The organism is Pseudomonas sp. PDM24 (genome assembly GCF_019218905.1).
In the GTDB taxonomy this organism is placed as follows: Bacteria; Pseudomonadota; Gammaproteobacteria; order Pseudomonadales; family Pseudomonadaceae; genus Aquipseudomonas.
Genome location: NZ_JAHUWR010000001.1, coordinates 1,380,165 through 1,392,290, shown reverse-complemented (window position 1 = coordinate 1,392,290; position 12,126 = coordinate 1,380,165). Strand labels below are relative to the sequence as shown.

At 59.2% G+C, this 12,126-nt stretch carries 8 protein-coding genes and 1 pseudogene; 2 read left to right on the top strand and 7 right to left on the bottom strand.

Going from position 1 to position 12,126, the window contains the following annotated elements; all coding sequences use genetic code 11:
- Nucleotides 1–263: 263 nt before the first annotated feature.
- Together KW837_RS06310 and KW837_RS29010 are read right to left on the bottom strand one after the other, a co-directional pair.
- A complete protein-coding gene (locus KW837_RS06310; protein ID WP_218394914.1) occupies nt 264–1,670 on the bottom strand; it encodes an FAD-binding oxidoreductase in 1,407 nt (468 codons plus the stop codon).
- A 53-nt stretch (nt 1,671–1,723) separates the two neighbouring features.
- Nucleotides 1,724–1,855: pseudogene (locus tag KW837_RS29010) on the bottom strand (DUF4440 domain-containing protein); the annotation flags it as partial.
- Nucleotides 1,856–2,080: 225 nt separating this feature from the next.
- On the opposite strand from KW837_RS29010, the gene KW837_RS06305 reads away from it, so the two are divergent.
- Complete coding sequence (locus KW837_RS06305) at nt 2,081–2,356, top strand: DUF1652 domain-containing protein (RefSeq protein ID WP_123494656.1); 276 nt, start codon at nt 2,081–2,083, stop codon at nt 2,354–2,356.
- A 122-nt stretch (nt 2,357–2,478) separates the two neighbouring features.
- Here KW837_RS06305 and KW837_RS06300 read toward each other — a convergent pair whose 3' ends face one another.
- The 3 genes from KW837_RS06300 to KW837_RS06290 form a co-directional block, all read right to left on the bottom strand.
- Complete coding sequence (locus tag KW837_RS06300) at nt 2,479–3,660, bottom strand: cystathionine gamma-synthase (protein WP_218394913.1); 1,182 nt, start codon at nt 3,658–3,660, stop codon at nt 2,479–2,481.
- A complete protein-coding gene (locus KW837_RS06295; RefSeq protein WP_218394912.1) occupies nt 3,657–5,033 on the bottom strand; it encodes a cystathionine beta-synthase in 1,377 nt (458 codons plus the stop codon). Before KW837_RS06295 ends, KW837_RS06300 begins: the two co-directional genes overlap by 4 nt.
- Nucleotides 5,034–5,335: 302 nt before the next feature.
- The gene (locus KW837_RS06290; protein ID WP_218394911.1) at nt 5,336–7,810 is read right to left on the bottom strand and encodes a UvrD-helicase domain-containing protein; all 2,475 of its coding nucleotides are present in this window, start codon (nt 7,808–7,810) and stop codon (nt 5,336–5,338) included.
- 279 nt (nt 7,811–8,089) lie between these two features.
- Here KW837_RS06290 and KW837_RS06285 point away from each other — a divergent pair, with 279 nt between their 5' ends.
- A complete protein-coding gene (locus KW837_RS06285) occupies nt 8,090–8,785 on the top strand; it encodes a pirin family protein (protein ID WP_218394910.1) in 696 nt (231 codons plus the stop codon).
- A 182-nt stretch (nt 8,786–8,967) separates the two neighbouring features.
- On the opposite strand, the gene pgm is transcribed toward KW837_RS06285, so the two are convergent.
- Together pgm and KW837_RS06275 are read right to left on the bottom strand one after the other, a co-directional pair.
- Nucleotides 8,968–10,614 (bottom strand): phosphoglucomutase (alpha-D-glucose-1,6-bisphosphate-dependent), encoded by a 1,647-nt coding sequence (pgm, locus tag KW837_RS06280; RefSeq protein ID WP_008006056.1) that lies wholly within the window; start codon nt 10,612–10,614, stop codon nt 8,968–8,970.
- Between the two features lie 110 nt (nt 10,615–10,724).
- Nucleotides 10,725–12,125 carry a PLP-dependent aminotransferase family protein gene (locus tag KW837_RS06275; protein ID WP_218394909.1) on the bottom strand — a complete coding sequence of 467 codons (1,401 nt, stop codon included), beginning with the start codon at nt 12,123–12,125 and terminating at the stop codon, nt 10,725–10,727.
- Nucleotide 12,126: the final 1 nt, after the last annotated feature.

Here is a 12,126-nt window from a genome sequence, read left to right as displayed (position 1 = left end):
ACGTCTACATTTTTTTTGACGTCAAATTGAGTGGTTCCGGCGAACTCCAGTAAACAGTGCGTGCGCTGTCGAAATATAGTTTGTAGTTGAAGATTTTGGCCGGATTGTCCGACAATCTGCTATCTAAATATTAAATATGAGTAAGTTGTTTTTCTGTAGATGAGTTCTCACTTTTTCGGATTTATTAATATAAGTGCCAGTGGATTGCCATCAACTAAATTAAACGATCGGTTAGTTGTAGTTGTGGCCTGCCGTTGCCCCGCTCAGTGCATGAACCCTTCCATGAACTCCGCGACCCGGCTGGCCAGTTTTCGACGCCAGGGCGCGGTAGTCGGGTTGGCCAGGGTCTGGTCTTCGTGGACGAAGCTGCGGATGATCGCGTTGTAGCCCAACCAGCGGCAGGGCTCGGGCTCCCAGGCTTTGAGCGCGTCGAGACCACCCTGAGCAATGACCCACGGCTGGCGGACCAAATCGGTGTCGCGCGGAAGAATCAGGTCGGCCAGCGTCCGCCCGCCGAGGTTGCTGGCACCGACGCCCTCCCCGCCATAACCGCCGGACAAGGCGATGCCGCTGGCCTGATCGCAGAGCATGTGCGGCTTGAAGCGCCGGGACATACCCAGGTTGCCGCCCCAGGCATGGGTAATTCGGACGTTCTTGAGCTGCGGAAAAAGTTCGCTGAACAGGTAGCGACGCAACTCTATTTCGCTGGCGGTCAAGTCGAAGTCATGGCGCAACTTGCCGGCAAATTGATAGCCACCACGGGCGCCAAATACCAAGCGGTTATCCGCCGTGCGCTGGCCATAAGTGACTTGTCGGCTGCTTTCACTAAAGGCCTGACCGTGGCTGAGGCCGATTTCATCCCAGGTCGCCGCAGACAGCGGTTCGGTCGCCACCAGCAAACTCTGCACCGGCAACTGATAACGGTCCAACGGTGGCAATGTGGCCGCATACCCTTCTACCGCCGGCACGATCCAGCGACTGCGAACCTGAGCCTTGGCCGTGCGCAAACTGCCTGACTGCCATTGAATGACCGGGCTGTTCTCATAGATGTTGACCCCCATGCGCCCCACCGTCCGTGCCAGACCTCGGACCAACTTTGCAGGGTGAATGGTTGCGACGTGCGGTGCATAGATACCGCCATAAGGTTTGGCAACTCTGATCTGTTGCGCCAATTGCTCGGGACTGAGCCAGCGATAGTCGCTTTCGGTCAGCCCCTGGCGGTAGAGCGTGTCCAGATAATGACGCAGGCTGGCTTCCTGCTCTGGATAGCGCGCAGCACAGTAAAGCACCCCGCCTTTGCGATAATCGCAGTCGATGCCTTCTCGTTCGATGACGATCTCTACTTCATCGGGGATGCCGTGCAGCAGTTCGAAAGAGGCGCGCCGTTGTTCGGCCGGTAAATCGGCGAGCAAGCGATCTTCGCCCAGCAGGTTGCCCATCAACCAGCCACCGTTTCGGCCCGAAGCACCAAAACCCGCGATGCTTGCTTCGACGATGGCAATGTTCAGCTCCGGCGCCAGGCGTTTGAGGTAATACGCGGTCCAGAGCCCGGTGTAACCGGCACCAATGATGGCCACATCGACGTCCAGATCCTGCTCCAGTGCCGGGCGTGCCAGCAATGGCTCCTCAAGTTGATCCATCCACAAACTGATCGTGCGCCACGCCGACATGCAAGACTCCGCTGCTCAAAACTTCGATGGTGTCGATCCTGGGGCGCGGGTCTGTCCAGATCCCGGTGTTTCCAGCGCAGGTGGTAACGCATCAGTGGCCTGGTTTGCAACGGGCCATCATCGGCGTGCGTAAAAGACTCGACGAGAAAAAACCGAGCTTGCCGAAGTTCTCGCCAGGCTTCAATGGCCCCCGTGGAATGCCCCCGCCAATATTGGCCTTTCGCCACAAAATCGGTGTCTCGTGATCTGCGTCAAAAGAAAATGAACCAATCGCTAAACGGACTGAAAAAATCCACATGACTTTCACATCTGGATGCTACTTTTAAAGACAGTCACCGGTTGAGCCATTGAAGGTTCTTCCCTCCTAACATGAGCTAAAGGAAGCGCTCGATGATTAAGGTGGGCAACACATGAATAAAGGTTCCTTCAGCAAAGTCACTTTTCCAAATGCCTGCCAGCTGATGCGCTGGCATTTTCATCCCATGGGTTTCGAAGCGACCATGGATGCGCCGGGCAGTATGGTTGCGCGGCTGTTCGACCGCGCCAGTGGTGAAACCATGATCGCCATTGCCGGCATTCCTTGCGCAACGGTCATGAATGCGGCGGACGTAGAACGAATCATTGAAGCTGTGGAAGATGAGCTGGAGGCGTTCATTCCTCCGCAGGCGCTCAGGAGTTATGCCTGAACGACCAGCGTTTCACAAAACATGTGGGAGCGGGCTTGCTCGCGAATGCGGTGTGTCAGGCAGTATCAATGTTTACTGACACTCCCTCTTCGCGAGCAAGCCCGCTCCCACATGGATAGTGTTTAACCGACCTTCAACAGCGCCTGAGCCAGATCGGCACGCAGGTCTTCGACATCCTCAACCCCCACCGACAAACGCACCAGCGCATCGCCGATGCCGAGTTGTGCCCGGGTTTCGACGGGGATGCTGGCATGGGTCATGATCGCCGGGTGCTCGATCAGGCTTTCCACCCCGCCCAGGCTCTCGGCCAGGGCGAATATCTGCACACTCTCAAGGAAACGCCTGGCACCCGCCAGGTCGCAGTTCAGATCGAGGGAAATCATGCCGCCGAATCCTCGCATCTGCCGCCGCGCCAGTTCGTGCTGTGGGTGCGATGGCAGGCCCGGATAGTAAACGCGCGCCACCTGCGGCTGACGCTCCAGCCATTGCGCCAGCTCCAGCGCGTTGCTGCAGTGGCGTTCCATGCGCAATGCCAAGGTCTTCACGCCGCGTAATGTGAGAAAAGCGTCGAACGGCCCGGCGATAGCCCCCACCGCGTTCTGCAGAAAACCCAGCCGCTCGGCCAGCTCTGCGTTTTGCCCAACTACGGCGATGCCGCCGATCACGTCGGAGTGACCGTTCAGGTACTTGGTCGTCGAGTGCAGCACGATATCGAAACCCAACTCCAACGGCCGCTGTATCCACGGGCTGGCGAAGGTATTGTCGGCCACACAGATGATGCCTCGCTGACGACAGATACGCGCGACGGCGGCGAGATCCGTGAGGCTCAGTAAAGGATTGCTCGGCGTCTCGACCCAGACCATCCGCGTGTCGTCCTGCAGCGCCGCTTCGAAGGCCGCCAGATCGGTCAGATCGACAAAACTGAAACGATGCCCGGCACTGCGCCGTCGCACCTTGTCGAACAGCCGGAATGTACCGCCGTACAGGTCATTGCCGGAGACGATATGGGCGCCGACGTCGAGCAGTTCGAGCACGTTGGCGATCGCCGCCAGCCCGGAAGCGAAGGCGAAGGCCCGAGTGCCGCCCTCGAGGTCCGCCACGCAACGCTCCAAGGCGAAGCGCGTCGGATTGTGCGAACGCCCGTAATCGAAACCCTTATGCACACCGGGGCTCTGTTGCAGATAGGTGGAGTTGGCGTAGATCGGCGGCATCAGCGCCCCGGTGGAAGGGTCCGGTGTCTGTCCGGCATGGATCACACGGGTGGCGAAGGCACGTGGTTTGGCGGTTTCATCGTGCTGACTCATGCAAGGGATCTCCGCAAGTGATTGAGCATGTCGACGCGAGTAATCAGGCCGTGGAAGCCCGTAGTGTCGGCGATGATCGCCACCAACCCACGATCGAGCACCGCCTCCAGCTCAGCAAGACTGGCGCCGGGAGGCAGGGTTTCGAGCTTGTCGGTCATCGCGCTGGTCACGGTCATGCGAAAGTGCGTAGCGTCTTCGTGCACGCCAAACAGAATGTCGGACTCGTCGATGACCCCGACCAGCCGCTGCCCATCCACCAGCACCGGCAGTTGCGATACATCCGCCAGGCGCATGCGCTGGAACGCCGTGAGCAAGGTGTCGTCCGGCCCCACGCTGACCACCCGGCCATCCTCGAAACGCCGCGCAATCAGATCACGCAAATCGCCGTAGCGCTTGCGCGCAAGCAGCCCTTGGTCGTTCATCCACTGGTCGTTGTAGACCTTCGACAGGTAGCGGGTGCCGGTGTCGCAGACGAAACTGACCACCCGCTTCGGCTCGGTTTGCTCGCGGCAGTAACGCAGTGCCGCAGCGAGCAATGTACCGGTCGAAGAGCCGCCGAGAATGCCTTCGGCGCGCAGCAGTTGGCGGGCATGATCGAAGCTTTCCTCGTCGCTGATCGAATAAGCCTTACGCACGCTGGACAGGTCGGCAATCGACGGAATGAAATCTTCGCCAATGCCCTCCACCGCCCAGGAACCGGGCGTTCCCAGGGTGCCGCTGCGGCTGTATTCGGCCATCACCGAGCCGACCGGATCGGCCAACACCATTTCCAGATTCGGTTGTACGCGCTGAAAGAAACGGGTCAGCCCGGTCAACGTGCCGGCCGAACCGACGCCGACAACGATGGCATCCACATCATGCTGAGTCTGCGCCCAGATCTCCGGAGCGGTACTGCACTCATGGGCCAGCGGGTTGGCCGGGTTGTTGAATTGATCGGCGAAGAAGGCGTCGGGAATGTCCTGCGCCAACCGCGCAGCGACATCCTGGTAATAATCGGGATGGCCCTTGCCGACGTCGGAGCGGGTGATGTGCACTTCGGCGCCCATCGCCTTGAGGTGCAGCACCTTCTCGGTGGACATCTTGTCCGGCACCACCAGCACCACCCGATAACCCTTGGCCCGGCCGACCAGGGCAAGGCCCAGGCCGGTGTTGCCGGCGGTGGCCTCGACGATGGTGCCACCGGGGCGCAGGCGACCATCGCGCTCGGCGGTGTCGATCATCGCCAGGCCGATGCGGTCCTTGATCGAACCGCCGGGGTTCTGTGATTCGAGTTTGAGAAACAGTGTGCATGGGCCGGTATCGAAGCGGCTGATACGCACCAGCGGCGTATTGCCGATCAGTTCGAGCACGGCGGGACGGGAGTCATTCGGCATGTCGTCACCTCGCTGCATGTATCCGCACTGGATGGACAGCGACCTGCGGCGAATCATTGCGCGCCAGTCGCAAGCAAAGCCTCGCTTTGGACCATAGGCCGGGATTGCGCCCCCCGCAACTTTTCGCAGCCAGTCGGTACCTCTTCAGCCATGCCTGCCTTTGTGGCGAGCGAGCTTGCTCGCGCTGGGTCGCGTAGCGGCCCCAAAAATTCGACAAGCGCCCATTTTTTTGTGAGTGCTACGCACTCAAGCGGGAGCAAGCTCCCTCGCCACAGGTTTTCTGCTCAAGACTCTCTGAATGGTCAGGCAGACACTTTTCCCTGACGGTGATCAGCGAAGAACGCCTTACCCTTGCCAATCCGGTCGGAGGCCTTGGGCATATTCGCAGCCGAGGTATCCTGGCCATCGACATACCAGTAGCAATGGCTCACGGCCCGAGTGATGCCCACGTAGGCCAGCCGCAAGATCTCGTCTTTCTGTGCACTGTCGTAAGCTTCGCTGTCGCCGGCCTTGCCGAGTCCGGCCATGCGATAGACCTGGTTCTTGTAGGGTGAACTGGTCAGGTGCTGGCAATCGCCCAGCAGAAATACCGCATCAGCCTGCAGGCCCTTGGCGCTGTGATAGGTCAGTTGTTTGAGCCGTCGAGCGTCGTACGGCAAGCTCGAATCCACATTAACTACAGACTGAATATGCTCTTCAATCAATGACTTATCGCTGCTTTTTCGATAAAGCATCAAGATTGAATCGCCCTTTCTATAGTGCTCGATCAGGCGCTGGGCCAAGCCTTGGTCATCCCGGTCGAGAACATTCACCGGCAGCAGCGCCTTGGGCTCACCGCTGGCCTTGGCCTTCTTGCCGGCAATCGCTGGTGCCGCGCGGACAATATGCTCCGCCGCGTCGATGATGTGCTGATGGCTACGGTAGTTGTCACTGAGCATCACTTTGGTCGTGCTCGGCGACGGGAATTCCTTGTTGAACTCCATGAAGTAAGTCGGCGAACTGCCGCGCCAGCCATAGATGGACTGCCAGTCATCACCGACACAAAGCAATGACGAACGTTGCGCGCCGCGCCCCACATGCATGGCCGGTCCGCGACTGCGGATCTCCGCCAGGCTGGCGCGAATCCACGAAACGATCTGCGGTGATACGTCCTGAAACTCGTCGATCATCAAGTGCGACATGGGCCTGAGCAGCTCATCGCTCAGCAGCTTGAGATTCTCCGGTGAATGTTCACTGAACAAGGCGAACATCCGGTTGTAGGTCATCACCGGCGGCGATTGATCCAGCAGATGATCTTCCAGCGCCCGCCAGAACAGGCTCAAGGCCTCGAAGAAGAACCGGTCCGGGTCATCCTTGGCGAAACTCATCTGGCCCACGGCATTCGGCACATCCAGGCCGAGGTTTTCAATAAACCCGGCCGCCGCAACAAAACAGTCCAGCAACGGCGCGGAGCCGAGCTCGCCCTTGACCTTGTAATCGAAGCCTGGCCCAGCGCTGGCGTCCCCGGCAAGGGATGCCAAAACACGCTTTGAAGATTCATAACTATCTAGCCATATCAAAGGCTTACGGCAGAAAGCTTGAAACAGGGTGCGCTTTACCGCCCATTCTGCGCGCACTGAAAGTTTGGCATTTGGACGGCTGACCTGGGGATTTTCCCGGGGATCGAAACCCAGCACCACCCAGGCGTCCAGCGTCGGAATGTAGCCGTGACAATGAAAGGTCGAACCGTTGATATCGAAGGTCTGACGATTCGGCTCGATGCCCTTGATCGGCCAGGCGCCGGCGCGAAACCATAGGTCTTCGATTGTGTCGCACAGTTCTTCATCGCGCTTGGCGGCGAGTTCAGTCACCGCCATGCGCTTCTGCACGTCCGGGTGATCACGCTCCAGCTCCTTGAGCTGCAAGGCATGACGAGACAAAGGCTTGATCAATTCGCGAAAACGCTCATCGCGGGTGTGCAGGCTGTGATAGCAGGCGTTGAGTTGCTGGCGCTGGGCATCGTTGATGCGCAGGTCGAAGGGGTTGCTGTCGACCTCCTCATCGCCGCCTTGCACGCGGTGACTGAGGTTTTCGAACGCTTGCAGCCGCTCGAAACCCGGCAGGCTGCGAACCATCGGCAGGATGCGCGAATGGAACGTGCGCACCAGATCACGCGCGTCTTTAAGGCTGATTCCCCGGCCCCAGACTGCAAACAGTTCGATCAGCTTATTGATGAAGTCCTTGCGCGATTCGCGGGTGAAGGTCACCACGGTCATCGAGCTTAATTCAAACCCCAGGTAATGGCTGAGCAGCAGAATTCGCAGCACCAGGGTAGTCGATTTGCCCGCCCCCGCCCCGGCGATCACCGAGGTCGACGGAGTGTCGCTGAAAATCATCTTCCATTGGGCAGCGCTCGGCTGGGCATGCGCGGGCAACAGCCGCGCCACGTCGGCCTTCATGCGCTTCTTCAGCTCAGCACTCAATGGCAGCCGCCAATCGTCAAACAGATTGTCATCGACGTTGGGCGGTCGATGCTCGGTTGAGCGTGAGTCGCGAATCAACAGAACCTGCCGACCTTCCTCCAGCCCCTCGAGTTTGCCTTCTTTATAGCCGTACTCCACGCCAGCGCTGTGACCGCTGCGAAAACCGTCAGCTTGGCCGTGCAGCCAGGATGCACGGTGTTGCGCGCGCAGGCGGGTAAGGCCGTGGCCAAAGAACCGGGCGGCCAGGCGCTTGAACAAAGGCATCTCAGCCAAAGGGCGAAGTTCGGGAGGAAGATCGGGGGTGTGTTGCGGCACGCGGACGGACTCCAGGGTGTGAGGCTGTTGAGGGCTATGGTGTCTGCATTTGCCGCTGAGTTCTAGTGAAATGCTTACAGGTCATCGGCTTATGCGATGAAGTGAAGGCTGGATGAGAATGTTTCGAGGTTATTTGATATCAACTAATTCGATTGCATTGAGGCATTTTTTACGCTTTTTATCGATGGGTGCCTGATAGATCATGCTCGCCATCAACCACCGGTTCTCGTCTGTGGCTCAGGCGCTCTGCCCCATGACGAACCTTTTCAGGAGACGATCATGCTTGAACTCAGACCCTTCAACTCGCTGGGTGGCGCGCACCATGGCTGGTTGGATGCCCATCACCACTTTTCGTTCGCCGAGTACTACGACCCCAAACGCATGAACTGGGGCAACCTGCGGGTATGGAACGATGATGTGATTGCCCCCGGAACCGGGTTCCCGCAACACCCACACCGGGACATGGAAATCATCACCTATGTTCGTGAAGGCGCGATTACCCACCAGGACAATCTCGGCAACAAGGGCCGCACCGAAGCGGGCGATGTTCAGGTCATGAGTGCCGGCACCGGAATCGCTCACAGTGAGTACAACCTGGAAGAGACCGAAACCCGGATCTTTCAGATCTGGATCATCCCCAACGAAGCCGGTTCGGCACCGTCGTGGGGTGCCAAGCCATTCCCCAAAGGCGAGCGCGAAGGTTTTGTGACCCTGGCCAGCGGCAAGGCCGGCGACGATCAAAGCCTGCACATTCGCGCCGATGCGCGCTTGGTGGCGGCGAATCTGAAGGCCGGGGAGTCTGCGGAGTATCACCTGGACAGCGGCCGTCGGGCTTATCTGGTTCCAGCCACTGGGGTCATTGAAGTCAATGGTTTGCGTGCACAAGCTCGAGACGGGGTTGCGATTGTCGATGAGCAGGTGTTGCGCGTGATCGCGATTGAGGACAGTGAGATTGTGTTGGTGGATGTGGCTTGACGGGGTAAATGCAGGACGAAAAAAGGGGCGACCGTTGATGGATCGCCCCCTTTTTTTGGCTGAAATCCTGGGTGACTGTCCCGACGCCTTCGCGGGCAAGCCTCGCTCCTACAGGAGTAGTGTCGATCACATGGGCGACTAACTTCTGTAGGAGCGAGGCTTGCCCGCGAAGGGGCCATCACCTATTTCGCAGAAATCGCGCCATCCACCAAGGTCTGAGCTTCCGCCACCAACTGCTTCAGGTGGTCGTCGCTCACAAAACTTTCCGCATAGATCTTGTAGATGTCCTCAGTGCCCGACGGACGTGCCGCGAACCAACCGTTCTCGGTCATGACTTTCAGACCGCCAATGGCCTGGTCGTTGCCCGGTGCATGGCTGAGGATGCTCTGGATCGCTTCGCCCGCCAGTTGAGTGGAGGTGACCTGGTCTGGCGACAATTTGCTCAGCAGCGCTTTCTGTTCAGGGTTGGCCTTGGCATCGACCCGTACCGAGAAGGGTTCGCCCAGTTCATCAGTCAACGCGCGATAGGCCTGACTCGGGTCACGTCCCGTGCGGGCAGTCATTTCAGCCGCCAGCAGCGCCGGAATCAAGCCATCCTTGTCAGTGCACCAGACACTGCCATCCTTGCGCAGGAACGACGCGCCGGCGCTTTCTTCGCCACCAAATCCGAGGGAGCCGTCGAACAGGCCGTCGGCAAACCATTTGAAGCCAACCGGCACTTCGTACAGACGGCGGCCCAGGCGTTTGGCGACGCGATCGATCAAGCCACTGCTGACCACCGTTTTACCCACAGCCGCATCGGCACGCCACTGCGGACGGTTCTGGAACAGGTAATCGATCGACACCGCAAGGTAGTTGTTGGGTGCCAGCAAGCCACCGGACGGGGTCACGATGCCATGGCGGTCGTGATCCGGGTCACAGGCAAAGGCCACGTCGAAACGCTCTTTCAGACCGATCAAACCTTGCATGGCGTGGCTGGACGATGGGTCCATACGAATCTGCCCGTCCCAATCGACGGTCATGAAACGGAATGTCGCATCAACCTGTTTATTCACCACCTCCAGGTCCAGGCGATAGTGCTCGGCAATCGCCGACCAGTAGCGCACCCCTGCTCCGCCCAGCGGATCGACACCCAGACGCAGCTTCGCATCGCGGATGGCGTCGAAGTCGATCACGTTGATCAGGTCAGCGACATAGGTGTTGAGGTAATCGTGACGATGGGTGGTGCTGGCCTTCAGGGCCTGCTCGTAGCTGATGCGTTTGACGCCGGCGAGTTTGGCCGCCAGCAGCTCGTTGGCCTTGGCTTCGATCCACTTGGTGATGTGGGTATCCGCCGGGCCGCCGTTGGTAGGGTTGTACTTGTAGCCACCGCTTTGTGGCGGGTTGTGAGACGGCGTGATGACGATGCCGTCTGCCAGGCCCGAAGTTCGACCACGGTTGTAGCAAAGAATCGCGTGGGAAATAGCCGGCGTCGGCGTGTACTCGTCGCCTTCGGCGATCATCACCGTCACGCCGTTTGCCGCCAGGACTTCCAGGGCGCTGGCACCGGCCGGCGTGGACAGCGCGTGGGTGTCGATCCCGACGAACAATGGACCGTCAATGCCCTGGGCTTCGCGGTACAGGCAGATCGCCTGGCTGATGGCCAGGACGTGCCATTCGTTGAAACTCAGATCGAACGAGCTACCTCGGTGTCCGGACGTGCCAAAGGCGACGCGTTGGGTAGAAATGGCTGCATCGGGCTGGCCGGTGTAATAGGCCGTTACCAGTCGCGGGATGTCGACCAACAGTTCTGCCGGTGCCGGTTTGCCCGCAAAAGGACTGAGTGTCATGCAAAACCTCTGAGAAAGAGTGGTTCGGGAATAGAGCGCAGTTTACTGACAGTTTGCTCCGGGCGCGACGTTATCAATTGTCAGGTACCGAGGAGGGTTTGCGCCTCGGCTCAGTCGATCGATTCCAGGCGCAAGGCATCCGCCAACAGACCCAATGCATCGGCGAGGTCGTGGTGACCACCGAAGGTGTGACTCAGGCGCAAGTGCTGCCCGTGCAGGCCTTGCAAACTGAACAGCTCACCCGGTGCAATCACCACATGCTGCTTGAGCAAACGCTCGAACACTCGACGCACATCGACCTGGCGCAACGAACGAATCCAGATTGTCGCTCCGCCCCGGGGCTCAACGAAGTGCAACGCATCGGGCAGACGCTCTTCCAGCAACCGAGTCATCTGCACCATGCGTTCCTTGAGCAGTCGACGCAACACCAGCAGGTGTTGATCAATGCGTCCGTTGCTGTACAGCCGTGCAATGGCTTTCTGACGAATCAGCGACAAGCGAAACGCGCGCAGCAGAAAGTGCCGTTGCAATTCGGCGCGCAGCTGTCGCGACAGCAGATAGCCGAAGGGCGCCTCCGACCCGATGATTTTCTCGAATGTGGAGAACACGATCAGCCGATCCGGGTCCAGCAGATCACGAAACCGCAGGCCGCTCGGCTCGAATTCGAGCTCGCCGTAACAATCGTTTTCCAGCACCCAACTGCCGTGTCGCTCCAGCAACTGTGCGGTGATTTGCCTGTTGCTGTCAGGCGCCACACTGCCCCGGGGCATATTCAGCCTCGATGAAAGCATCACCAGTCGCACCTGCTCAGTCTCAAGCAGCTGCTTCAACTGCTCAGGATCCAGGCCGCCATGGGCTTGCAGCGGCAGCTCGACCACCTGCACGTCCGCGTCTTGAAACAGGCGCAAAATAGCCCAGTCGCACGGTGATTCGACCACCACCACAGCATCCTTAAGGCCAAGGACAGCGATCAATATTTCCAGTACGCCACGCAGATCGGCGCCGATATAGACATCATCAGCATGCCAGCAACGGGTCGGCGAAGTGGTGTAGCGCGCCGCCAGGGCTGTGCGCAGCTCCAGCTCGCCGCAGGGTTGCGAAGACGGTTGCGGCTGGCGCGGATACTGGCGCAGCAGTTCTCTCTCCAGTAACAGCAACGGGCTATCCAGGGGTTGTAATAACGCCGGTTCATCGGCGCTCAGCACCAGCATGCCGGGACGCCTGGCGTTGACGTAAACCGTTTCGAGCAGGTCCTTGCCGCTACCGGGCATGCCGATTGAGGACACGGGGAGTGCGTAGTAGCCTGATTTGGCCACTGAATAGACGCGCCCTTCCTTTTCCAACAGCGAATAAGCGTACTGAATGGTCGAGATCGACACACTCAGGCGGTGCGCCAACTGCCGCAATGAAGGCAGGCGCACTTGCATGTCACTGCCCGGCTCATTGATCAGGTTAGTCAGGTAACGGTACACCGCCTGGTACGCAAAATCGGTATCTCGTGGTCCTTTCATG

Excerpts from the sequence above, each read along its gene's own strand:
- pgm (WP_008006056.1), bottom strand. The coding sequence starts at position 10,614 with ATGACACTCAGTCCTTTTGCGGGCAAACCGGCACCGGCAGAACTGTTG.
- KW837_RS06285 (WP_218394910.1), top strand. The coding sequence starts at position 8,090 with ATGCTTGAACTCAGACCCTTCAACTCGCTGGGTGGCGCGCACCATGGC.
- KW837_RS06305 (WP_123494656.1), top strand. The coding sequence starts at position 2,081 with ATGAATAAAGGTTCCTTCAGCAAAGTCACTTTTCCAAATGCCTGCCAG.
- KW837_RS06300 (WP_218394913.1), bottom strand. The coding sequence starts at position 3,660 with ATGAGTCAGCACGATGAAACCGCCAAACCACGTGCCTTCGCCACCCGT.
- KW837_RS06310 (WP_218394914.1), bottom strand. The coding sequence starts at position 1,670 with ATGTCGGCGTGGCGCACGATCAGTTTGTGGATGGATCAACTTGAGGAG.
- KW837_RS06295 (WP_218394912.1), bottom strand. The coding sequence starts at position 5,033 with ATGCCGAATGACTCCCGTCCCGCCGTGCTCGAACTGATCGGCAATACG.
- KW837_RS06275 (WP_218394909.1), bottom strand. The coding sequence starts at position 12,125 with ATGAAAGGACCACGAGATACCGATTTTGCGTACCAGGCGGTGTACCGT.